The sequence below is a fragment of the Streptomyces barringtoniae genome, assembly GCF_020819595.1.
Lineage (GTDB): Bacteria > Actinomycetota > Actinomycetes > Streptomycetales > Streptomycetaceae > Streptomyces > Streptomyces barringtoniae.
Window position 1 is genome coordinate 1 of sequence record NZ_JAJHNP010000002.1, and the last position, 21940, is coordinate 21940.

A 21940-nucleotide genomic window follows, 5' to 3' on the forward strand; every position below is an offset into this window, starting at 1 on the left:
TCCTTTTACAGCTCCGGCTCTTGGGCACTGCCCAGGGGCCGGAGCTTTTTTGCGTTGAGGTAGGGTCAGGGGGCATCGTTGGCTCGTTTCGCACAGGAGGCCCCCGGGTGGAGGTCCAGGAGACCCGTGTCCAGACTGACCGGGTCCTCACCATCCCCAACATCCTCAGCATGGCACGGCTCGTCGGAGTACCCGTCTTCCTGTGGCTCATCCTCAGGCCCGAGTTCGGGGGTCCCAAGAGCGACGGCTGGGCTCTCCTCGTGCTGGCCTTCAGCGGGATCAGCGACTATCTCGACGGCAAGCTCGCCCGGCGCTGGAATCAGATCAGCAGTCTCGGCCGGCTTCTCGATCCCGCCGCCGACCGACTCTATGTTCTTTCCACGCTGGTCGGTCTCACCTGGCGGGAGATCCTGCCGCTGTGGCTGACCGCCCTCCTGCTCGCGAGAGAGCTGATGCTTCTGGTGATGGTGGGCATCCTCCGTCGGCACGGGTATCCGCCGCCGCAGGTGAACTTCCTGGGGAAGGCAGCCACCTTCAACTTGATGTACGCCTTCCCGTTGCTGCTCCTTAGCGACGGGAGCGGTTGGATCGCGTCACTCGCTGCTGTTTTCGGATGGGCGTTCGCCGGATGGGGTACAACGCTCTACTGGTGGGCAGGAGTGCTCTACGTGGTACAGGTCCGCCGTTTGGTTCGTGCGGACGCCATGGCCGATTGAGCTCGGCGATTGTCCGGACTTTACGCCAAGATGGCCCGCGGTGGAAAAGTGCGGGACAATCTGGACGGGTGAAGTCGGCTAGACCGTCGTCTCTTGGAGGAGGACGCTTCCGACATGAAGGCCGTCGTGATGGCCGGGGGCGAAGGCACCCGCCTGCGCCCCATGACCTCTAGCATGCCCAAGCCGCTCCTGCCCGTGGCCAACCGCCCGATCATGGAGCACGTGCTACGGCTGCTCAAAAGGCACGGGCTCACCGAGACCGTTGTCACCGTCCAGTTCCTGGCATCGCTCGTCAAGAACTACTTCGGCGACGGCGAAGAGCTCGGAATGGAGCTCACGTATGCCAATGAGGAGAAGCCACTCGGTACCGCCGGAAGCGTCAAGAACGCCGAGGAGGCGTTGAAGGACGATGCCTTCCTCGTCATCTCCGGCGATGCCTTGACCGACTTCGACCTCACGGAGCTGATCAATTTCCACAAGGAGAAGGGCGCGCTGGTCACGGTCTGTCTGACCCGCGTGCCCAATCCGCTGGAGTTCGGCATCACCATCGTCGACGAGGAAGGCAAGGTCGAACGTTTCCTGGAGAAGCCGACCTGGGGGCAGGTCTTCTCCGACACGGTCAACACGGGCATCTATGTGATGGAGCCCGAGGTGTTCAACTACGTCGAACCGGATGTTCCGGTCGACTGGTCCGGTGACGTCTTCCCGCAGCTGATGAAGGAAGGCAAGCCGATCTACGGCTTTGTCGCCGAGGGCTACTGGGAGGACGTCGGCACCCACGAGAGCTATGTGAAGGCCCAGGCCGACGTTCTCGAGGGCAAGGTCGACGTCGACATCGACGGCTTCGAGATCTCTCCCGGGGTGTGGGTGTCGGAGGGCGCCGAGGTGCACCCCGATGCCGTACTGCGCGGGCCGCTGTACATCGGCGACTACGCGAAGGTCGAGGCCGGCGCGGAGATCCGGGAGCACACGGTCGTCGGCTCGAACGTCGTCGTCAAGAGCGGCGCCTTTCTGCACAAGGCCGTCGTGCACGACAACGTGTACGTCGGACAGCACAGCAATCTGCGCGGCTGCGTCGTCGGCAAGAACACCGACATCATGCGTGCGGCGCGGATCGAGGACGGCGCGGTCATCGGTGACGAGTGTCTGATCGGCGAGGAATCGATTGTTCAGGGCAACGTCCGGGTCTATCCGTTCAAGACCATCGAGGCCGGTGCCTTCGTCAACACCTCCGTCATCTGGGAGTCGCGGGGGCAGGCCCATCTGTTCGGCGCCCGCGGTGTGTCCGGCATCCTGAACGTGGAGATCACGCCGGAACTCGCCGTGCGGCTGGCCGGCGCCTACGCCACCACCCTCAAGAAGGGCTCCACGGTTACCACGGCCCGCGACCACTCGCGAGGCGCCCGTGCGCTCAAGCGGGCGGTCATCTCCGCGCTGCAGGCCAGCGCCATCGACGTACGCGACCTGGAGAACGTGCCGCTGCCCGTTGCCCGGCAGCAGACCGCGCGCGGCAGCGCCGGCGGCATCATGATCCGGACCTCGCCCGGCGTGCCGGACTCGGTCGACATCATGTTCTTCGACGGCAACGGCGCCGACCTGTCGCAGGGCAGCCAGCGCAAGCTGGACCGGGTGTTCGCGCGGCAGGAGTACCGGCGGGCGTTCCCCGGTGAGATCGGCGACCTGTACTTCCCGGCGAGCGTCTTCGACTCGTACACCGGATCGCTGCTGCGGAACGTCGACACGACCGGGATCGCCGATTCCGGCCTGAAGGTCGTCGTCGACGCCTCAAACGGCAGCGCCGGGCTGGTGCTGCCCAGCCTGCTCGGCAAGCTGGGCGTGGACTCCCTGACCATCAACCCCGGTCTGGACGAGTCCCGGCCCACGGAGACGGCCGAGATACGGCGCAAGGGCCTGGTGCGGCTCGGCGAGATAGTGGCTTCCTCGGGGGCCGCGTTCGGTGTCCGGTTCGACCCCGTCGGCGAGCGGCTGTCGCTCGTGGACGAGAAGGGCCGGATCATCGAGGACGATCGCGCGCTGCTGGTGATGCTGGACCTGGTGGCCGCGGAGCGGCGCAGCGGCCGGGTCGCGCTGCCCGTGACCACGACCCGGATCGCCGAGCAGGTGGCCGCTTACCACGGCACCCAGGTCGAGTGGACCACCACCTCGCCCGACGACCTCACGCGCGTCGGCGGCGAGGAGGGCACCATCTTCGGCGGTGACGGCAAGGGCGGGTTCATCGTCCCCGAGTTCAGCAGCGTCTACGACGGCACGGCGGCCTTCGTACGGCTGATCGGGCTGGTGGCGCGCACGCAGCTCACGCTGAGCCAGATCGACGCGCGGATCCCGCGGGCGCACGTCCTCAAGCGGGACCTGGCCACGCCGTGGGCCGTGAAGGGTCTGGTCATGCGGCGGGTGGTCGAGGCCGCAGGGGATCGCTTTGTCGACACGACGGATGGTGTGCGGGTCGTGGAGACGGACGGGCGCTGGGTGATGGTGCTGCCCGACCCGGCCGAGGCCGTCACCCATCTGTGGGCCGAGGGACCCGACGACGCCTCGGCGCAGGCCCTGCTGGACGAGTGGTCGGCCGTCGTGGACAGCGCCGGGAGATAAGGGAACACAGACCGGAACGCAGACCGCCGGACGGCAGAACCCACGCACGCGCGCGTGCCGGACAAGTCCCCCCTGAGGGGGTCTGTCCGGCACGCCGGTGGGGCCATTCGGAGGTACTCCTCGCGACATGCGACGATGTGCGGCATGCCGCAGCAACCCCCCGTTCGGAGCAGCCCCACGCGGCCGCAGCGTCCGGACGCCTCCATGTCGTTGATCACCAACGTCATGGATCACAGCCTCGACGACGGGTATGCCGAGGCCGCCGCCCGCAGGAAGTCCCAGGGCGAGGGCGGCCTGCCCAGGACCCTGCGGGCGAAGCTCGGCCTCGCGGCCGGTCTCGTCCTCGCGGCGCTGGTCGTGACCGTCGGGGCGGCGCAGACGCGGGCGGCGGCGCCGGTGGTCGCCAAGGAGCGGCAGGAGCTGATCGACCGCATCGACGGCGAGACCGCGAACGCGGACAAGCTGGAGGGCACGGTCGACAAGCTCAGGGACGACGTCAGCGCGCGCCAGCGGGCGGCGCTGAAGTCGAGCGGCGGCAGCGCAGAGGCCGACCTGGTGGGCGTGCTGTCGGGGGCCACGGCGGTCCACGGTCCGGGTGTCGAGGTCGTGGTGAACGACGCCAAGGAGGCCAGCACCGGCGGTGACGGTACCAACCCGCGGGAGACCTCCGGGTTCTCCGACACCGGCCGGGTGCGCGACCGGGACATGCAGCGCGTGGTGAACGGGCTGTGGGAGTCCGGCGCCGAGGCCGTCTCCATCAACGGGCAGCGGCTGACCGCCCTGTCCGCGATCAGGGCTGCGGGAGACGCGATACTGGTCGACAACAGACCGCTGGTGCCGCCGTACACGGTGCTGGCGGTGGGGGACGGGGAACGGTTGAACACCGATTTCCGCAACAGCGCGGACGGCCTGTATCTGCACGCCCTGGAGCAGAACTTCGGCATCCGCGCCACCATCTCCACGGCGGGCGACCTGAGGTTGCCCGCCGCACCGAGTGTGATCGTACGCACAGCACAGCCGAGCATCGAGAAGACTGAGAAGGGCACATCGTGATCGCCGTACTGGGCCTCGTCGTGGGAGTCGTGGCCGGCCTGTTGGTCCGGCCCGAGGTTCCGGCGGTCGTCGAGCCTTATCTGCCGATCGCCGTCGTCGCGGCGCTGGACGCCGTGTTCGGCGGTCTGCGGGCCATGCTCGACGGGATCTTCGACGACAAGGTCTTCGTGGTGTCGTTCCTGTCGAACGTGGTCGTCGCCGCGTTGATCGTGTTCCTCGGCGACAAGTTGGGCGTGGGCGCGCAGCTGTCCACGGGTGTCGTCGTCGTCCTCGGCATCCGGATCTTCTCCAACGCCGCGGCGATCCGGCGGCACGTGTTCCGGGCGTGACACCGATGAGCGAGCGGAACGAGCGGAATGAGCAGCCGGACACGCCGGAGAAGCCGGACAAGCCGGAGAACAGGCTGCGCAAGGAATTGCCCGAGGAGGTGCCCGCGCGGGCGCCGGAGTCGGCGCCGGAGCAGCGGGAGCACCCTGAGCAGCAGGAGCACCCCGAGCAGCAGGCGCAAGCGCCGCTGACCGGTCGGCAGCGGCTGGTGAAGGGGCTGTGGCCGCCGCGGGTGACCCGGGCCCAACTCATCGTCGCCCTGCTGCTGTTCGGCCTCGGCTTCGGCCTGGCGGTGCAGGTGGCGTCCAACAGTGACAGCGACAGCGCGCTGCGCGGCGCACGCCAGGAGGATCTTGTTCGCATCCTCGATGAACTGGATTCGCGTACGCAGCGTCTTGAGGACGAGAAGCAGGGACTCGAAAAGCAGCGCCAGGAACTGCAGAGCAGCTCCGACCGGGCGGCGGAGGCCCGCAAGCAGACGGCCGAGAAGGAGAGGCAACTCGGCATTCTGGCGGGCACCGTGGCGGCGCAGGGTCCTGGTATCACGATGACGATCGAGGACACGAAGGGGACGGTCAAGGCGGACATGCTGCTCGACGCGATCCAGGAGCTGCGCGCGGCCGGTGCGGAGGCGATCCAGGTGAACGGTGTCCGGGTGGTCGCGGGCACCTACTTCACGGACTCCGGCAACGGCGTCGGCGTCGACGGGAACAAGATCAACGCCCCCTATCGTTTCAAGGTCATCGGCAAGCCGCAGGACCTGGAGCCGGCGCTGAACATCCCCGGGGGCGTGGTGCAGACACTGGAGAAGGAGCAGGCCACGGTGACGATCCAGCAGTCGGACAAGATCGTTGTGGACGCCTTGCGGCAGGCGAAGCGGCCTGACTACGCTCGGTCGTCCTCCCAGTGAACCGGTGGTGCATGGGGGACGTCAGGCAGGGGCATGAGGTTGCGGGGGGTCGGCGCACCGAAGGGGTGGTGCGTGGTGGAAACTGTCTGGTGGATACGGACGTTGTGAGAATGTCCGGCTCGGCCGGTGTAGGCAATCAGGGTTCGTCCTGCCCCACGGGCGGGTCTGTTTCGGTCAAGGGGAATCGCCCGTGAAGTTGTTTGCGAAGTTGTTCCGCAAGAGCGCGCGAGAAGGCAGCGACAACGCGACCGCTCGTCACCGCGCACAGCCTGACGCGGAAGGCCAGCGCCCGCTGTTCAGGGACCAGGTCGCTGGTCCGGGCGGTGACATTTCCGGAGGTCAGGGCGGGGCGTCGGTTGACCCTGCCCAGTCCGGCGGCATAGGTTTCGGCCAACCGTCAACCTCAGCTGCGGGTGGAGGGTTCGCCCCCGGTCCGTACGCTTCCAACGCCCCGGCGGGGCAGCCGCAGGAGGATCCGTCCATGTCGGTCCTGGTGTGTACGAGGTGCGGTAACCGCAACGCGGAGAACGCCCGCTTCTGTTCGAACTGTGGCGCGCCGTTGCGTCCCGGAGTGGCGCCCGAGCGTGCCTCCGAGACGACGTCCACGATCTCGATCTCCGGCCTCGAGGCCTACGACGCCGAGGTCACCGGCCAGACGCAGATGCCGATGCTGTCGCCCGAGGCGCAGGCTGCGGTGGACGCGCTGCCGATGGGCTCCGCGCTGCTGGTGGTGCGCCGGGGGCCGAACTCGGGCAGCCGCTTCCTGCTGGACAGCGACCTGACCACGGCCGGCCGTCACCCGCAGAGCGACATCTTCCTGGACGACGTCACGGTCTCGCGCCGGCACGTGGAGTTCCGGCGCTCCCCGGACGGCTCGTTCACCGTGGCCGACGTGGGCAGTCTGAACGGCACGTACGTCAACCGCGAGCGGATCGACCAGGTCGCTCTGTCGAACGGTGACGAGGTGCAGATCGGCAAGTACCGGTTGGTGTTCTACGCGAGCCGGCAGGGCATCTGACCCGCCCCCGGACCGGCGTCCGGGGGGACCCGAGGGAAGGTCCATGCTTCAAACACCGAGCGGCGGTGCCGGAAGCGGTACCGCCGCCAGGGACAGTGGGCTGATGAGCATCGGCACGGTGCTGAACGTGCTGCGCGACGAATTCCCCGAAGTCACCATCTCCAAGATCCGTTTCCTGGAGTCGGAGGGGCTCATCGAGCCACAGCGGACCCCTTCGGGGTACCGCAAGTTCAGCGCCGGGGATGTCGAGCGCCTGGCGCATGTGCTGAGGATGCAGCGGGACCACTATCTGCCGCTCAAGGTGATCCGCGAGCACCTGGACGCCATGGAGCGGGGCGAGGCGGTCCAGCTGCCCGTCGTGGGCCGTCAGCGCACCGCCGAGGACGTTCCGGGGCCGGTGGTCGCGGTGCCCACGGTGGCCCGGGTCGGCAGGGCCGAGCTGCTGGCCGCCGCGGAGATCGACGAGGGCGCTCTGAAGGAGTGGGAGTCGTACGGGCTCATCGCTCCCCTGGAGGACGGGGTGTACGACGCCGAGGCGGTCACCGTGGCCGCGCTCGTCGCCGAACTGGGCCGTTTCGGGATCGAGCCACGCCACCTTCGGGTGATGAAGGCGGCCGCCGACCGCGAGGCCGGACTGGTCGACCAGGTGGTGGCCCCGCTCAAACGTCACCGCAACCCGCAGACCAGGGCCCATGCCGAGGCCCGTACGAAGGAGCTGGCCGCGCTCACGGTCAAGCTGCACGCGGCACTGGTGAAGACCGCTCTCGGGGTGCGGCTGCCGTGAACGCCGGGGGCCGCGGGCGGCCGGATCGGGCACCTGTTCCCGGCCCGACTACCCAAACGTCCCGGGCACGGCCTAGGGTTGCTGTGTGAACGAGCTCGATGTCGTAGGTGTCCGGGTCGAAATGCCCTCCAACCAACCGATCGTGCTCCTGCGCGAAGTGGGAGGCGACCGTTACCTCCCCATCTGGATCGGGCCGGGGGAGGCGACGGCGATCGCCTTCGCCCAGCAGGGCATGGCCCCCGCCAGGCCGCTGACACACGACCTGTTCAAGGACGTGCTGGAGGCCGTCGGCCAGGAGCTGACCGAAGTACGCATCACCGATCTGCGTGAAGGTGTCTTCTACGCGGAGCTGGTCTTCGCCAGTGGCGTCGAGGTCAGCGCCCGTCCCTCCGATGCCATAGCGCTGGCCCTGCGCACCGGAACGCCGATCTACGGCAGTGACGCGGTGCTGGACGACGCCGGCATCGCCATTCCGGACGAGCAGGAGGACGAGGTGGAGAAGTTCCGCGAGTTCCTCGACCAGATCTCGCCCGAGGACTTCGGCACCAGCAGCCAGTGAAGGCGAACGGCCGGTGAGCTTCGCAGCCCGGTGCCCGGGCATGTGCCACCGGCCAATGAGAGCGTCCTACGGCCTCCCCCCGAAGCATTCGGCTAGCCTTTCCCCGCGGTGGGGCACGGGAAACCACTCCTAGGGTGATTATCACTCGGCGTGCCGAGTGTGGCGATCGTTGACGCACCCCTGGTGACTGCCTACCGTCGTGAAGGCAGGTCAAGGACGGAGGTCGGCGTGAGAACCAGCGGCGACGGTACGGCTGGGGGTGCCCCCGGACGCGGTTTCGGGGAGAGCGGTCCGTACCCTCCCCCGGGCTCTCAGCTGCGTTCGAACAGGGGGTACCCCCAACCGAGCAGCGCGGTCGATCACGCTCCGCAGCGGCCGACGGTGGTGCCGAACGGCGGAGGGGCGGCGTCCATGGCATCGGAACAGATCGGTTATCGCGGGCCGACGGCCTGCGCGGCCGCCGGCATCACCTACCGGCAGCTGGACTACTGGGCGCGCACGGGGCTGGTCGAGCCGAGCGTGCGGCCCGCGTACGGGTCGGGCACGCAGCGGCTGTACAGCTTTCGTGACGTCGTCGTCCTGAAGATCGTCAAGCGGTTCCTGGACACCGGGGTTTCGCTGCAGAACATCCGCACGGCCGTGCAGCACCTCAGGGAACGCGGTTTCCGCGACCTGGAGCGGTTGACCCTGATGAGCGATGGCGCCACGGTCTACGAGTGCACCTCGCCGGACGAGGTCCACGCCCTGCTCCAGGGCGGTCAGGGCATCTTCGGGATCGCCGTCGGCGTGGTCTGGCGGGACGTGGAAAGCGCCCTCTCCCAGCTGCACGGCGAGCGCATCGACACCGGCGAGACCCTCGTCGGGCACAACCCCGCGGACGAGCTGGCGCGGCGCCGCAACCGGGCGGTCTGACACCGGTCCCGCTCCGCGGCGGGGCATTGTCAGTGCCGTGGTGCAGCATCGGAGATGTGAGAAACGCGCCCACGATCCTGCATCTCGACATGGATGCCTTCTACGCCTCGGTGGAGCAGGCATCCAAGCCGAGCCTGCGCGGGAAGGCCGTGGTCGTGGGCGGGCTCGGACCGCGCGGGGTGGTGGCCACCGCGTCGTACGAGGCACGGGTCTTCGGGGTGCACTCGGCGATGCCCATGGCCCAGGCGCGTCGGCTGGCACCCAACGCCGCGTATCTGGTGCCGCGCTTCACCGTGTACCGGGCGATCAGCGAGCAGGTGATGGCGCTGCTGCGGGAGCTGTCGCCGCTGGTGGAGCCGCTCAGCCTGGACGAGGCGTTCGTGGACCTGGAGGCCGGCGGGACGGCCCGGGACGAGGAATCGGCGCGGCGGGCCGGGATCAAGCTGCGCGCGGACATACGGGCGGTCACCGGGCTGACGGGATCGGTGGGGCTCGCCGCCTCCAAGATGCTCGCCAAGATCGCCTCGGAGCAGGCGAAGCCGGACGGTCTGGTGCTCATCGAGCCGGGGTCCGAGCGGGCGCTGCTGGGGCCGATGCCGGTGCGGACCCTGCCGGGGGTCGGGCCGGCCACCGGCGACCACCTGCGCCGGGCGGGGATCACGACGGTCGAGGAACTGGCCGAAGCGGGCGAGGACGAGCTGGTCCGGCTGCTCGGCAAGGCGCACGGGCACGCGCTCCACGCCATGGCCCTGGCCCATGACGAGCGGCCCGTGGTGGCCGAGCGTGAGGCGAAGTCGGTGTCGGTGGAGGACACCTACGACGTGGACATCCACGACCGGCTGCGGATCGGTCTGGAGGTGCAGCGGCTCGCCGACCGGTGCGTGGGCCGGCTGCGTGGGTCCGGGCTGTCGGGGCGGACGATCGTACTGAAGGTGCGCAGGTACGACTTCTCGACCTTGACCCGCTCCGAGACGCTCAGAGGGCCCACGGACGATCCGGCGGTCGTGCGGGAGGCGGCCGCGCGGCTGCTGGACTCCGTGGACACCACGGGTGGGGTACGGCTGCTGGGCGTGGGTGTCTCCGGGCTCGCGGACTACACCCAGGAGGACCTGTTCGCGCAGGCCATGCCCGCGCGGGTGGCGGAGACGCCGGAGGAGGCCGGGGCCGAGGTCGTCGTGGAGCAGCCCGAGCCGGTCGAGAGGCACTGGCGCGCGGGACAGGACGTGAGACATGCGGACTACGGGCACGGGTGGGTGCAGGGGAGTGGGCTGGGGCGGGTCACTGTGCGGTTCGAGACGCCGCTGTCCCCTCCTGGGAGGGTGCGGACGTTCTTTGTCGGTGATCCCGCGCTGGAGTCCGCCGATCCGCTGCCGTTGGTTGCGGAGGCCTCCGATCAGGTTTCCTCCGATCCCGCCAGCTTGCCGAAGTCGTGGTCCGGGGCCGAGGGGCGTGAGGCCACGTCCAGGCCGTAGTGGTGGTAGAGCTGGAGTTCCTGTTCGGGGGACAGATGGCGGCCCACACCGAAGTCCGGGGCGTCCTTGATCAGCGCGCGGTCGAAGGGCACGTGGAGGGAGCCCTCGATCAGTTCGCTCGGCTCCAGAGGGACGAAGGCGTCGCGGGAGAACAGGCCGGTGCGTATGGCCGCCCACTCGGGCACGCCGGTCGCGTCGTCGAGGTACACCTCGTCGATGGTCCCGATCTTGGTGCCAGTGCGGTCGAACGCCTTGCGGCCGATCAGGTTGCGCGGATCGATGTCGGTCTGCACGGTCCCTCTCCCTCCACGTGGTCGCAATACATCCGTAAGCACTACGAAAGAGCACATTCAGGGCGGTGGCCACTCGAGGGCTCGGGCGTTGACCCCGCTGGTAGGCTGACAGCGGCTGCTGACCCCGTGCGGGAGAGTCCTCCGACCACTTCGGAGGCGCCGAAGGAGCAAATCCTCCCCGGAATCTCTCAGGCTCACGTACCGCACGGACGAGGTCACTCTGGAAAGCAGAGCGGGTGTCGACGGCTTCCGCTCTCACCGACGGTGAAAGCCGGCGTCCCACAGGGCGTCCGGTGAAGCTCTCAGGTTGAGATGACAGAGGGGGAGGCCGTCGGGGCACCCATACCGTGGTGCCCTTCGAAGGTCGCGTCAGACCAGGAGGCCTCCGCAATGACCGCCCATCGTATTCCGCTCTCGGAGCTCGAAGCGGGCATCCCGTTCGAGCAGCGCCACATCGGGCCCGACCAGGAGGCGCGGGCCAAGATGCTCGCGCAGGTCGGCTACGGATCGCTGGACGAGCTGACCGCCGCGGCGGTCCCGGATGTTATCAAGAACGCCGACGCCCTCGACCTGCCGGGCGCCCGCACCGAGGCGGAGGTGCTCGCCGAGCTGCGCTCGCTCGCCGACCGCAACCAGGTCCTCGACTCCATGATCGGGCTCGGGTACTACGGCACCTTCACTCCGCCCGTCATCCTGCGCAACGTCATGGAGAACCCGGCCTGGTACACGGCCTACACCCCGTACCAGCCGGAGATCTCCCAGGGCCGCCTGGAGGCCCTGCTGAACTTCCAGACGACGGTCGCCGACCTCACCGGGCTGCCCACCTCCGGCGCCTCCCTGCTGGACGAGGGCACCGCGGCCGCCGAGGCGATGGCGCTGTCGCGGCGCATGGGCAAGAACAAGAAGGGCCTGTTCCTGATCGACGCGGACGCGTTGCCGCAGACCGTCGCCGTGATCCAGACCCGTGCCGAGCCGACCGGCGTCGAGGTCGTCGTCGCCGACCTCAGCGAGGGCATCCCGGCCGACATCGCCGCGCGTGAGATCAACGGCGTGCTGATCCAGTACCCGGGTGCCTCCGGTGCCGTACGCGACATCAAGCCGGTCATCGACCAGGCGCACCAGCTCGGCGCGCTCGTCACCGTCGCCGCCGACCTGCTCGCCCTGACCCTGCTGACCTCGCCGGGCGAGCTCGGCGCGGACATCGCCGTCGGCACCACCCAGCGCTTCGGTGTGCCGATGGGCTTCGGCGGCCCGCACGCCGGATACATGGCGGTGCACGAGAAGTTCGCGCGCAGCCTGCCCGGCCGGCTCGTGGGCGTCTCCGTCGACGCGGACGGCAACAGGGCCTACCGGCTCGCGCTGCAGACCCGTGAGCAGCACATCCGCCGGGAGAAGGCCACCAGCAACATCTGCACCGCGCAGGTGCTGCTCGCCGTGATGGCCGGCATGTACGCCGTCTACCACGGCCCCGAGGGCCTGCAGACCATCGCCCGGCGCACGCACCGCTACGCCACGATCCTCGCCGAGGGCCTGAAGGCCGGCGGTGTCGAGATCGTCCACGGCGCCTACTTCGACACCCTCACCGCGCGCGTACCCGGCAAGGCCGCCGAGGTCGCCGCCGCCGCCCGGGAGAACGGGGTCAACCTCCACCTGGTCGACGCCGACCATGTCTCCGTGGCCTGCGACGAGACCACCAAGCGGGCCCAGCTGGAGGCGGTCTGGTCCGCCTTCGGCGTCAAGGGCGACATCGAGGCACTGGACGCCACCGCCGAGGACACCCTGCCCGAGGCGCTGCTGCGCACCGACGTCTACCTGACCCACCCGGTCTTCCACCAGCACCGCTCCGAGACCGCGATGCTGCGTTACCTGCGCAGGCTCGCCGACCGCGACTATGCGCTCGACCGCGGCATGATCCCGCTGGGCTCCTGCACCATGAAGCTCAACGCGACCACCGAGATGGAGCCGGTCACCTGGCCCGAGTTCGGCCAGCTGCACCCCTTCGCCCCCGCCGAGCAGGCCGAGGGCTACCTCACGCTCATCCGCGAGCTGGAGGAACGTCTCGCCGAGGTCACCGGCTACGACAAGGTCTCCCTGCAGCCGAACGCCGGCTCCCAGGGCGAGCTGGCCGGTCTGCTCGCCGTCCGCGGCTACCACCGCGCCAACGGCGACGAGCAGCGCACCGTCTGCCTGATCCCGTCCTCCGCGCACGGCACCAACGCGGCCAGCGCCGTGATGGCCGGAATGAAGGTCGTCGTCGTCAAGACCGCCGAGGACGGCGAGATCGACGTCGAGGACCTGCGCGCCAAGATCGAGCAGTACCGCGACGAGCTGGCGGTGCTGATGATCACCTACCCGTCCACGCACGGCGTGTTCGAGGAGCACGTCGCCGACATCTGCGCCCGGGTCCACGAGGCCGGCGGCCAGGTGTACGTCGACGGCGCGAACCTGAACGCCCTGGTGGGCCTGGCCAAGCCGGGCCACTTCGGCGGCGACGTCTCGCACCTGAACCTGCACAAGACCTTCTGCATCCCACACGGTGGCGGCGGCCCCGGCGTCGGCCCGGTCGCGGTCCGTTCGCACTTGGCGCCGTACCTGCCGAACCACCCGATGCAGCCGGCCGCCGGCCCGGAGACGGGTGTCGGCCCGATCTCGGCCGCTCCCTGGGGCTCCGCGGGAATCCTGCCCATCTCCTGGGCGTACGTCCGCCTCATGGGCGGCGAGGGCCTCAAGCGGGCCACTCAGGTGGCCGTGCTCTCCGCGAACTACATCGCCAAGCGCCTGGAACCGCACTACCCGGTGCTCTACACCGGCCCCGGCAACCTGGTCGCGCACGAGTGCATCATCGACCTCCGCCCGCTGACCAAGGCGACCGGCGTCAGCGTGGACGACGTGGCCAAGCGGCTCATCGACTACGGCTTCCACGCGCCGACCATGTCCTTCCCGGTGGCCGGCACGCTGATGATCGAGCCGACCGAGTCGGAGGATCTCACCGAGCTGGACCGGTTCTGCGACGCGATGATCGCCATCCGCGCTGAGATCGAGAAGGTCGGCGCCGGCGAGTGGCTGGCGGAGGACAACCCGCTGCGGGGCGCCCCGCACACCTCCGCCGCGCTCGGCGGTGAGTGGACGCACGCCTACAGCCGCGAGGAGGCCGTCTTCCCGGCCGGTGTCTCGGCCGCCGACAAGTACTGGCCGCCGGTGCGCCGTATCGACCAGGCCTTCGGCGACCGCAACCTGGTGTGCTCCTGCCCGCCGCTGGACGCGTACGAGGACTGAGCAGGTGGTGTCGCAGGGCCCCGTCCGGTTTCCGGGCGGGGCCCTCGGCGTGTCATGCCGTCGCCAGGGACACCTCGGTCGCCTTGATCAGGGCGATGACGTCGGAGCCCACGAAGAGGCCCAGGTCGGCGACCGCGTCCTTGGTGATCGCCGCGGTCAGTTCACCGCCGTCGACGGAGATCCTCACGGAGGCCATGACGGCGCCGGTGGTCAGGCCGACGACCGCGCCGGGAAGCTGGTTGCGGATCGACAGGCCCTCGACCCGATGGGTGGCCAGGGAGACCTCGGTCGACTTCACCAGCGCGCGGACGGGCGAGCCGGGGGTGAGGGAGAGATCCTCGGCGGACTCCTTGGTGATGGCGGCCATGAGGTGCTGGCCGCCGTCCAGACGGAGTTTGACGGTGGCCATGGCCTCGCCCGACTGGACCTCGGTGACGGTGCCGGGGAGCTGGTTGCGGATGCTCAGGGTCATGGGCACTCACGGTAGAGCGCCCATCCGTTCATGCCGGGTATGCGTGTGTCTGCGTCGCTTTGACCGTCGCCCAGACAGCGGCGCCCGGATGCAGGTCGAGCTCGGCTGCGGCGACCGTGGTGAGGTCGGCGGCGAGGGGGAGCCCGCCGGTGAGGTCGGCGCGGATCTGGTCGCCGTGCGTCTCCAGGCCGGCCACCTTGCAGCGCCAGAGGTTGCGGGCGCTGGCGCCGGTGGGCCGGTCCCGGAACAGGGTGACGGCGGACGGCGGGAACGCCACGAAGGCCGGACCGTGCAGCACCTCGGTGGTCGTGATCGCCGGGCCCGTGCCGAGTCGTACCGTATGTCCGTCCGCCTGGCCGCGGTAGAGGTTGAGGCCGACGAGCTGGGCGATGTAGTCGGTGCGCGGATGGCGGGCGATGTCGGCGGGGCCGCCCTCCTGGACGATGCGGCCGTGCTCGATGACGACCAGCCGGTCCGCGAGCACCATGGCGTCCAGCGGGTCGTGCGTGACCAGGACGGCGACCGCCTCGAACTCGGCCAGGTGGCGGCGCAGTTGGGCGCGGACCTCCAGGCGGGTACGGGCGTCCAGGGCAGCCAGTGGCTCGTCCAGGAGCAGCAGCCTCGGACGGGTGGCCAGGGCGCGGGCGAGGGCCACGCGCTGGGCCTGCCCGCCGGACAGGCGGCGCGGCTTGGCGCCCGCGTGGGCGGCGAGGCCCATGCGGTCCAGCCACGCGGCGGCCTGGGCCCGGGCCTCGGCCTTGGACGCGCCCTGGCAGCGGGGGCCGAAGGCGACGTTGTCCAGGGCGGAGAGGTGGGGGAAGAGCAGGTAGTCCTGGAAGACGACGCCCACCGGGCGGGACTCCGGAGGAGTGTGCTCCAACGAGGCGCCGTCCAGGCGGAGGTGGCCGTCGGTGAGAGGGGTGAGGCCGGCGAGGGCGCGCAGGGCGGTGGTCTTGCCGGCGCCGTTGGGGCCCAGGAGGGCGAGGACGTCTCCCGGGGCGGCGGTGAGGGTCATGTCCAGGCGGAACGTGGTGCGGTCGATGACGAGGCGGGCGTCCAGGCCGTCCGTGTCGGGGTGGGGGTGCGGGTGCGGATGCGGATGCGTAGTGGGGCGGGTGTTCGTCATGAGGTCGTCATCCAACGGTCCCGCAACCCCGCCAGCACCGCGATCGACACCGCCAGCAGCACCAGGCTGAGGCAGATCGCGGCGTCGGGGTCGTTCTGGAGGGCCAGGTAGACCGCGAGCGGCATGGTCTGGGTACGGCCGGGGAAGTTGCCCGCGAAGGTGATCGTCGCGCCGAACTCGCCGAGCGCACGCGCCCACGCGAGAACCGCGCCCGCCGCGATGCCGGGCGCGATCAGCGGCAGGGTGACCCGGCGGAACGCGGTGAAGCGGGACGCGCCCAGCGTGGCCGCCGCTTCCTCGAAACGCGGGTCGGCCGCGCGGAGGGTGCCCTCGACGCTGATGACCAGGAACGGCATCGCGACGAACGCCTCCGCGATCACGACCCCGGCGGTGGTGAACGGCAGCGTGATCCCGAACCAGGCGTCCAGCCCCTTGCCGATCACGCCGTTGCGGCCGAGGGCCAGCAACAGCGCCACACCGCCGACCACCGGCGGCAGCACGAGCGGCAGCGTCACCAGCGCCCGTACGAGGCCCCGGCCGGGGAACTCCGTACGGGCCAGCAGCCAGGCCAGCGGCACGCCCAACACCAGGCTCACCGCCGTCGCCGCCGTGGCGCTGACCAGCGACAGCTGGAGCGCCTGCCACACCTCGGTGCTGGACAACTGCTCCGGCAGGCTGCGCCAGGGCGCGCGGATGATCAGCGCGACCAGCGGCAGCAGCAGGAACGCCAGCGCCAGCAGGCCTGGCAGCAGCAGCGGCAACGGCACCCCGCGTCGGCCCCCCGTGCCGACGCGGCGGCGCAGCGGCCGGCCCGTGCGGGGGCCGGCCGCTGCGCCGGGCTTGTCGAGCGAGGTCACGGCTTGAGGAACCCTGCCTCGCTCAGCACCTTCTGGCCCTCGGCGGACCGCACCAGGGCGATGAACGCCTTCGCGGCAGCGGCGTTCGGCGCGTTCTTCAGCAGGACGATCGGGTAGGCGTTGATCGCCTTGGCGGACTCGGGGAACTCCACGCCCTCCACCTTGCCACCGGCGGACTTCACATCCGTCTTGTAGACGACCGCGGCGTCGGCCTCCTTCAGCTCCACCTTGTTCAGGGCGGCCTTGACGTCCTGCTCGTAGGAGACGGGGGTCAGCTTGAGCTTGCTGGCGTCCAGGGCCTTCTGCGCGGCGGCGCCGCACGGCACCGTCTTGTCGCACAGCACGACCTTCAGGCCGGACTTGGTGAGATCCTTCAGGGAGGACACCTTGTCGGGGTTGCCCGGCAGGGTGGCGATCTCCAGCTGGTTGCGCACGAAGGTGGCCGGGGTGCCGTCCGCGTCCTTCTTGCCCGTCACGATCGCCATGGTCTTGGGGCTGGCGGCGGCGAAGACGTCCGCCGGGGCGCCGCCGGTGATGCTCGCGGCGAGGGTGTCGCTGCCGCCGAAGTTGAAGCTGACCTTGGTGCCCGGGTGCTCCTGCTCGAACTGCCTGCCCAGGGCCGTGAAGCTCTCCCTCAGGGAGGCGGCGGCGAACACGGTGATGTTGCCGGACACCTTCGGGGAGGCGGAGCCCGACGTGTCCGACTTGGTGCCGGACGAGTCCGAGGACGAGGAGCAGGCGCTGAGTGCCATCAGGGCGGCGGCTCCCGCACCGGCCAGCTGCAGCATCCGCCGGGTCCGGCGCACGGAACGGGTCATCACGGATCTACTCCTCGGGTTCTGTGGAACGACTGTCGCGCCCTGTCACGGCCGGCGGCACCGGCCGTGCGGCGATGATACTGCCGCATCTGCCAGCCGTAAGTCTCCTGTCGTATCGCATGAGCTGCGAACTTGTGACTTGTAGCTTGCATGTGCGTTTGTACGGCGCTCTGCGGCGGGTACGGTCCTGCGGGAGGTGGTCGCAGATGACGCTCGTGGAAGTCGCCCTGACCGGTGATCTGGCCCGGCCCGCCCGGCTGACCGTGCCCGACCTGCGCCGCTGGCCGCAGCACCGGGTGGACGTCAGCTTCGAGTGCGCGACCAGCGGCGTCCAGCACCACCGGTTCGCCGGACCGCGGCTGTACGACGTCCTCGCCGACGCGGGGCCCGGGTTCGACCCGGCGCGGCGCAAGGACCGGCTGCGCTATCTCATCGCGGTGACCGGCACCGACGGCCACCACGCCGTGCTGTCCTGGGCCGAGATCGACCCGGACTTCGCGGACGCGCCCGTCCTGCTGGGCGTGCGCATCGACGACACCCCGCTCGACGCGGCCGGGCCTCAGCTGGTCCTCCCGCAGGACCGGTGCGGGGCCCGGCACATCAGCGGGATCACGGCGATCCGGGTGGACGGCGGCTATCACTGCGCCGGTCCAGCGCAAGCCACACCCGGTCACGCAGCAGCGGCACCTCGGTGAACCGCACGCCCGTGGCGTCCCGCAGCACGTTGGCCAGGGCCGGAGCGCCCGGGTTGAACGGGCTCTCGCTCATCGACTTGGCGCCCAGCGGACCGATCGCGCCGGAGGTCTCCATGAAGTGCACCTCGGTGCGCGGCACGTCGGCGTACTGCGGGAGCCGGTAGCGGCGGAACGCGGCCGTGTCGACCGCGCCCCGCTCGTCCAGCAGGACCTGCTCGAAGAGCGTGGCGCCGAGGGCCTGGGCGACCCCGCCCTCCGCCTGCCCCGGCACTGCACCGGGTTCATCACCTTCCCGGCGTCGTCCGCGTGCACGCTGCGCAGGCCGGCTGGGCGGACGAGGTGCGGCCGCTGGTCGCCGGCTGCGTGTCCGGTGTCGTGCTGCACGCCGGTGTCGGTATGCCCGCGGCGGAACCCGAGGGGCTGGGGGGCGCGCTGGCGCGGGCCGGTTACGCCCTCGCCTCGGCCCGCACCACCTCGCCCGACGCCTCCCGCCTGGCCGACGCCGGTTCCCTCACCACCCTCGACGCTCTGCTCACGGGCGTGCCGGCCGACCTGCGTGCCGCCTTCAGCCGTACCGTCCTCGGTCCGTTGCCGGAGGATGACCGGCCCGCCACCGCCGTCCTGCTCAGCACGCTGGAGACCTTCCTGGCCTGCGACGGCTCCTGGGCCCGCACGGCACAGGCGCTGCATCTGCACGTCAACACCGTGCACTACCGGGTGGAGCGCATCGAGCGGCTCACCGGGCGCGACCTGTCCCGGCTGCGGGACCGCCTCGACCGGTGGGCGGCGCTGCTGTGCCGGTGACGCCGGTGACGGCAGGGGTGTGACGGGTCAGACGCGGTCGATGTGCACGTTCGTCGACTTCACGCGCGCGGTGGCCTCCATGCCGACCTCCAGGCCCAGTTCCTCGACGGCCTCGCGCGTCAGCAGCGACACCAGCCGGTGCGGGCCCGCCTGGATCTCCACCTGGGCGGCGACGTCACCGAGCTTGATCGCCGTGACGATGCCGGGGAAGGCGTTGCGGACGGAGGTGTAGGAGGCGTCCTCCTCGCCGCCGCCCGCCTTGGCCAGTTCGACCGAGAACGCGGCGAGATCCCTGCCGTCGATGAGCCGCCGCCCGGACTCGTCGCGATGGGTCGCCACCCGGCCCGCGTCGGCCCAGCGGCGGGCGGTGTCCGGGCTCACGCCGAGCAGCCGTGCCGCCTGGCCGATCGTGTAGGACTGCATGCCGGTCACGATAGGGCCAGGGCACGGGAACCGTGGACGTGGGGTTGGCCGTTGGGTATAACGCGATATAGCGTTAGTGCGTGACGACGACCCCCTGCGAGGACCTGCTGAATCGGGGTGAGGGTATGGCGGCCGAGCTGCTGCACACGGAGATGCCGTCCGGGCTGCGTGCCTCGCACGCGGACCGGGACCGGGTGGTGGACGTCCTGACGGGTGCCGCGGGCGACGGCCGGATCACGGCGGAGGAACTGGAGGAGCGCGTGACGGCCGCGCTCTCCGCGCGCACGCTGGGCGAGCTGGCGGCGCTGACGGCCGACCTGCCGGACACCGCCGGAGCCGCACCGTCCAAGGACGTCGTGCGGATCGAGCAGCAGGGCGCATCGGCCGTACGAGCGGACGGCTGGGCGGTGCCGCGCCGGATGGAGGTCACGTCCGCCTGGGGGGACGTGACACTCGACTTCACCGGCGCGCTGATCACCCATGACACCCTCCGCATCGACCTCGACATGCGCGGCGGCACCCTGCGGCTGATCACCCGGCCCGGTGTCGTCGTGGACGCCGACGCGCTGGTGATCGGCTACGGCAAGACCAGGGTGCGGCCCGCCGGCGAGCCCGGCGCGCCGACCGTGCTCCGCGTGGAGATACACGGCCGGCTCAGCATGGGCGTCTGGAAGTACGACCGCCCAGGCGCTGGTTCGGCCGCTAGAACGACCTCGCCGCGGCTGGGGTGACCTCGCCGCGGCGCAGCCCCGCGCCGCGGCGCAGCCCCGCGCCGCGGCGCAGCCCCGCGCCGCGGCCTGTCCCGGTCGCGTCCAGCCCGGTGTCAGCCGGTGTGCACCCGCGGCCGGCGTTCCCGGTCCGGCTCCGCCTCGCGCAGCACCTCACGGGTGACCGGGGCGACCTCGCCCTGGCCGAAGAGGAAGAAGCGCAGGAAGTTGGCGAAGGGGTTGCCCTCGGTCCACTCGAAGTAGATGTGCGGGGTGCAGCCCGTCATGTCCCGGGCATGCAGGAGAAGGGCCGCCAGCGCGTTGGAGATGGAGGCGGACTCCAGGGTCAGCACGCGGTAGCGGTCGTGCAGGACCTCGCCGCGCACGGTCAGGCCCGCCTCGAACTCGGAGGGGTCGGTGACCGTGACCTCGACGAAGACGAAGTCCTCCTGCTCGGGCATGTCGTTGTCGGCGCGGATCTGCTCGACCTTGTCGCGGTACTCGGCCTTGTCCCGGTGGCCGGGCTCGTTGGCGATGAACCGCATCTTGCGGCTGGCCATGTCCCGGATGAATCGTTCCGCCATCGGGTCGAGCGTCACGCTGGTCACGCGCAGTTCGAAGGCACGGGCCAGCCGGGACAGCAGCGAGACCAGGATGATGCCGGCGATGAAGCAGGCACCGATCTTCACACCGTCCGGGCGCTCGATCACGTTCACGACGGTCGTGTAGAGGAACACCGCCGAGATCACGCCGAACCCGATGGTCCACTTGCGCTGTCCGGCCTTGCGCGCCGCGATGGTCACGGCGATCGCCGCGGAACTGATGAGCACCAGCACACCGGTGGCGTAGGCGCCGCCCTGCGCGTCGACGTTGGCGTCGAAGAGCCAGGTGACCAGGAAGGCGATGAGCGTGAAGACGATGACCATCGGGCGCACGGCGCGGGCCCAGTGCGGGGCCATGCCGTAGCGGGGCAGATAGCGCGGCATCAGGTTCAGCAGACCGGCCATGGCGGAGGCGCCGGCGAACCACAGGATCGCGATGGTCGAGACGTCGTAGACCGTGCCGAAGGCGCCGCCGAGGTACTCGTGCGCGAGGTAGGCGAGCGCGCGTCCGTTGGCCTGGCCGCCGGTCTTGAACTCGTTCTCCGGGATGAGCAGCGTGGTGATGAAGCTGGAGGTGATCAGGAAGGCGCTCATGATCAGCGCGGCCGTGGTGAGCAGCTTCTTCGTGTCCCGGATCCGGCCGGTCGGCTTCTCCTCGGTGTCGTCCGGGTCGCCCTGGACGTGGGGCATGACGGCGACGCCGGTCTCGAAGCCGGACAGGCCGAGCGCGAGCTTGGGGAAGACGAGCAGGGCCAGGCCGATCATGACGAAGACGTTGCCGTGCTGTGCGGTCAGCGCGCTGGACCAGTCGGTGATCACATGGCCCGCGGTGATCACGTGGTAGAGGCCGACGATGACGACGACGACGTTCAGCGCGAGGTAGACGCCGACCAGTGCCGTCGCGACGCCGATCGCCTCGAGGAAGCCCTTGAGGAACACCGCGCCCAGCAGGGCCACCAGTATCAGGGTGATCAGCATCTGCTGGCCGTGCAGCGCGCTCGTCAGATGCGGGTTCTCCACCAGGTGGGTGGAGGCGTCGGCGGCCGACAGGGTGATGGTGATCAGGAAGTCGGTGGCGGCGAAGCCGAGTAGAGTCAGCACGAAGAGCTTGCCCTGCCAGAAGGACAGCAGCCGCTCCAGCATGGCGATGGACCCCTCGCCGTGCGGGCTCTCCTCGGCGACCCGGCGGTAGACCGGAAGCGCGCCGGCCAGGGTGACGATGACGAGGACGATGGTCGCGATCGGCCCCAGCAGTCCGGCCGCCAGCGCCGCGATGCCGGGCTGGTAGCCGAGGGTCGAGAAGTAGTCGACACCGGTCAGGCACATGACGCGCCACCAGCGCTGGCCCTTGTGCGGGGGTTCGGGTTCGGCGTGGGGCCCGGTGTGGCCGCCGTGCTTGCCCATGTCGGAGAGCCCCTCCAGCATCCAGTTGCGCAAGCGACTGGGAGGGGGGTGCTCGGTCGTGGCCATCAGTGGGCTCCTGTGTGCGGCTCAGCTCTTTTCCGG

At 70.2% G+C, this 21940-nt stretch carries 21 protein-coding genes, 1 pseudogene and 1 riboswitch; of the genes and pseudogenes, 14 read left to right on the forward strand and 8 right to left on the reverse strand.

What is annotated here, in order from left to right:
* Positions 1 to 107: 107 nt before the first annotated feature.
* The 10 genes from clsA to LMU33_RS02355 all read left to right on the forward strand — a co-directional run bounded on the left by clsA (position 108) and on the right by LMU33_RS02355 (position 10361).
* Complete coding sequence (clsA, locus tag LMU33_RS02310) at positions 108 to 716, forward strand: cardiolipin synthase ClsA (protein ID WP_228616882.1); 609 nt, start codon at positions 108 to 110, stop codon at positions 714 to 716.
* Between the two features lie 114 nt (positions 717 to 830).
* Positions 831 to 3326 (forward strand): mannose-1-phosphate guanyltransferase, encoded by a 2496-nt coding sequence (locus LMU33_RS02315; protein WP_228616884.1) that lies wholly within the window; start codon positions 831 to 833, stop codon positions 3324 to 3326.
* Between the two features lie 144 nt (positions 3327 to 3470).
* Complete coding sequence (locus LMU33_RS02320; RefSeq protein WP_228616886.1) at positions 3471 to 4379, forward strand: DUF881 domain-containing protein; 909 nt, start codon at positions 3471 to 3473, stop codon at positions 4377 to 4379.
* On the forward strand, positions 4376 to 4708 hold the full coding sequence (locus LMU33_RS02325) for a small basic family protein (RefSeq protein ID WP_003988855.1): 333 nt from the start codon (positions 4376 to 4378) through the stop codon (positions 4706 to 4708). The genes LMU33_RS02320 and LMU33_RS02325 overlap by 4 nt, the downstream gene beginning before the upstream one ends.
* Positions 4709 to 4713: 5 nt before the next feature.
* Positions 4714 to 5616 carry a DUF881 domain-containing protein gene (locus tag LMU33_RS02330; protein WP_228616888.1) on the forward strand — a complete coding sequence of 301 codons (903 nt, stop codon included), beginning with the start codon at positions 4714 to 4716 and terminating at the stop codon, positions 5614 to 5616.
* A 190-nt stretch (positions 5617 to 5806) separates the two neighbouring features.
* Complete coding sequence (locus LMU33_RS02335; RefSeq protein WP_228616890.1) at positions 5807 to 6634, forward strand: zinc-ribbon and FHA domain-containing protein; 828 nt, start codon at positions 5807 to 5809, stop codon at positions 6632 to 6634.
* Positions 6635 to 6677: 43 nt separating this feature from the next.
* Complete coding sequence (gene ftsR / locus LMU33_RS02340; RefSeq protein WP_228616891.1) at positions 6678 to 7418, forward strand: transcriptional regulator FtsR; 741 nt, start codon at positions 6678 to 6680, stop codon at positions 7416 to 7418.
* An 85-nt stretch (positions 7419 to 7503) separates the two neighbouring features.
* Complete coding sequence (locus tag LMU33_RS02345; protein ID WP_053666762.1) at positions 7504 to 7977, forward strand: bifunctional nuclease family protein; 474 nt, start codon at positions 7504 to 7506, stop codon at positions 7975 to 7977.
* A 228-nt stretch (positions 7978 to 8205) separates the two neighbouring features.
* Positions 8206 to 8889 carry a MerR family transcriptional regulator gene (locus tag LMU33_RS02350; protein WP_228616893.1) on the forward strand — a complete coding sequence of 228 codons (684 nt, stop codon included), beginning with the start codon at positions 8206 to 8208 and terminating at the stop codon, positions 8887 to 8889.
* Between the two features lie 56 nt (positions 8890 to 8945).
* Complete coding sequence (locus LMU33_RS02355) at positions 8946 to 10361, forward strand: DNA polymerase IV (RefSeq protein ID WP_228616895.1); 1416 nt, start codon at positions 8946 to 8948, stop codon at positions 10359 to 10361.
* Here the strand turns inward: LMU33_RS02355 and LMU33_RS02360 are convergent.
* Entirely contained in the window at positions 10283 to 10654 is a 372-nt protein-coding gene (locus tag LMU33_RS02360) for a PRC-barrel domain-containing protein (protein ID WP_228616897.1), read from the reverse strand. The two genes, LMU33_RS02355 and LMU33_RS02360, sit on opposite strands and share 79 nt — an antisense overlap.
* 119 nt (positions 10655 to 10773) lie before the next feature.
* Positions 10774 to 10868, forward strand: a riboswitch (glycine riboswitch).
* A 176-nt stretch (positions 10869 to 11044) separates the two neighbouring features.
* Here LMU33_RS02360 and gcvP point away from each other — a divergent pair.
* The gene (gcvP, locus tag LMU33_RS02365) at positions 11045 to 13930 is read left to right on the forward strand and encodes an aminomethyl-transferring glycine dehydrogenase (RefSeq protein WP_228616899.1); all 2886 of its coding nucleotides are present in this window, start codon (positions 11045 to 11047) and stop codon (positions 13928 to 13930) included.
* Positions 13931 to 13982: 52 nt separating this feature from the next.
* Here gcvP and LMU33_RS02370 read toward each other — a convergent pair whose 3' ends face one another.
* The 4 genes from LMU33_RS02370 to modA are packed head-to-tail and all read right to left on the reverse strand — an operon-like array spanning position 13983 to position 17203.
* The gene (locus LMU33_RS02370) at positions 13983 to 14402 is read right to left on the reverse strand and encodes a TOBE domain-containing protein (RefSeq protein ID WP_228616901.1); all 420 of its coding nucleotides are present in this window, start codon (positions 14400 to 14402) and stop codon (positions 13983 to 13985) included.
* A 28-nt stretch (positions 14403 to 14430) separates the two neighbouring features.
* A complete protein-coding gene (locus LMU33_RS02375; protein ID WP_228616903.1) occupies positions 14431 to 15528 on the reverse strand; it encodes an ABC transporter ATP-binding protein in 1098 nt (365 codons plus the stop codon).
* Positions 15525 to 16385, reverse strand: a complete 861-nt coding sequence (gene modB, locus LMU33_RS02380) for a molybdate ABC transporter permease subunit (RefSeq protein WP_228616905.1) — start codon at positions 16383 to 16385, stop codon at positions 15525 to 15527. Before modB ends, LMU33_RS02375 begins: the two co-directional genes overlap by 4 nt.
* Positions 16382 to 17203, reverse strand: a complete 822-nt coding sequence (gene modA, locus LMU33_RS02385) for a molybdate ABC transporter substrate-binding protein (protein ID WP_228616907.1) — start codon at positions 17201 to 17203, stop codon at positions 16382 to 16384. The genes modB and modA overlap by 4 nt, the downstream gene beginning before the upstream one ends.
* A gap of 206 nt (positions 17204 to 17409) precedes the next feature.
* Here modA and LMU33_RS02390 point away from each other — a divergent pair, with 206 nt between their 5' ends.
* Positions 17410 to 17898 (forward strand): molybdopterin-dependent oxidoreductase, encoded by a 489-nt coding sequence (locus LMU33_RS02390; protein ID WP_228616909.1) that lies wholly within the window; start codon positions 17410 to 17412, stop codon positions 17896 to 17898.
* On the opposite strand, the pseudogene LMU33_RS02395 reads toward LMU33_RS02390, so the two are convergent.
* A pseudogene (locus LMU33_RS02395) lies at positions 17813 to 18219 on the reverse strand (molybdopterin cofactor-binding domain-containing protein); the annotation flags it as partial. The gene LMU33_RS02390 and the pseudogene LMU33_RS02395 sit on opposite strands and share 86 nt — an antisense overlap.
* Positions 18220 to 18294: 75 nt before the next feature.
* Between LMU33_RS02395 and LMU33_RS02400 the strand changes: the two are divergent.
* Positions 18295 to 18702: a PucR family transcriptional regulator gene (locus tag LMU33_RS02400; protein ID WP_308280743.1), complete on the forward strand. Its 408-nt coding sequence runs from the start codon at positions 18295 to 18297 to the stop codon at positions 18700 to 18702.
* Between the two features lie 27 nt (positions 18703 to 18729).
* Here the strand turns inward: LMU33_RS02400 and LMU33_RS02405 are convergent, their stop codons facing one another.
* Complete coding sequence (locus LMU33_RS02405) at positions 18730 to 19125, reverse strand: TOBE domain-containing protein (protein ID WP_031174036.1); 396 nt, start codon at positions 19123 to 19125, stop codon at positions 18730 to 18732.
* Between the two features lie 80 nt (positions 19126 to 19205).
* Between LMU33_RS02405 and LMU33_RS02410 the strand changes: the two genes are divergently transcribed.
* Positions 19206 to 19856: a DUF1707 SHOCT-like domain-containing protein gene (locus LMU33_RS02410; RefSeq protein ID WP_228616911.1), complete on the forward strand. Its 651-nt coding sequence runs from the start codon at positions 19206 to 19208 to the stop codon at positions 19854 to 19856.
* 92 nt (positions 19857 to 19948) lie between these two features.
* Here the strand turns inward: LMU33_RS02410 and LMU33_RS02415 are convergent, their stop codons facing one another.
* On the reverse strand, positions 19949 to 21904 hold the full coding sequence (locus LMU33_RS02415) for an APC family permease (RefSeq protein WP_228616913.1): 1956 nt from the start codon (positions 21902 to 21904) through the stop codon (positions 19949 to 19951).
* Positions 21905 to 21940: the final 36 nt, after the last annotated feature.

Bases quoted from the DNA above. Each gene is read 5' to 3' on its own strand.
- LMU33_RS02315 (WP_228616884.1), top strand. From the start codon at position 831: ATGAAGGCCGTCGTGATGGCCGGGGGCGAAGGCACCCGCCTGCGCCCC.
- LMU33_RS02320 (WP_228616886.1), top strand. From the start codon at position 3,471: ATGCCGCAGCAACCCCCCGTTCGGAGCAGCCCCACGCGGCCGCAGCGT.
- LMU33_RS02330 (WP_228616888.1), top strand. From the start codon at position 4,714: ATGAGCGAGCGGAACGAGCGGAATGAGCAGCCGGACACGCCGGAGAAG.
- ftsR (WP_228616891.1), top strand. From the start codon at position 6,678: ATGCTTCAAACACCGAGCGGCGGTGCCGGAAGCGGTACCGCCGCCAGG.
- gcvP (WP_228616899.1), top strand. From the start codon at position 11,045: ATGACCGCCCATCGTATTCCGCTCTCGGAGCTCGAAGCGGGCATCCCG.
- LMU33_RS02370 (WP_228616901.1), bottom strand. From the start codon at position 14,402: ATGACCCTGAGCATCCGCAACCAGCTCCCCGGCACCGTCACCGAGGTC.
- LMU33_RS02375 (WP_228616903.1), bottom strand. From the start codon at position 15,528: ATGACGAACACCCGCCCCACTACGCATCCGCATCCGCACCCGCACCCC.
- modA (WP_228616907.1), bottom strand. From the start codon at position 17,203: ATGACCCGTTCCGTGCGCCGGACCCGGCGGATGCTGCAGCTGGCCGGT.
- LMU33_RS02390 (WP_228616909.1), top strand. From the start codon at position 17,410: ATGACGCTCGTGGAAGTCGCCCTGACCGGTGATCTGGCCCGGCCCGCC.
- LMU33_RS02400 (WP_308280743.1), top strand. From the start codon at position 18,295: ATGCCCGCGGCGGAACCCGAGGGGCTGGGGGGCGCGCTGGCGCGGGCC.
- LMU33_RS02405 (WP_031174036.1), bottom strand. From the start codon at position 19,125: ATGCAGTCCTACACGATCGGCCAGGCGGCACGGCTGCTCGGCGTGAGC.
- LMU33_RS02415 (WP_228616913.1), bottom strand. From the start codon at position 21,904: ATGGCCACGACCGAGCACCCCCCTCCCAGTCGCTTGCGCAACTGGATG.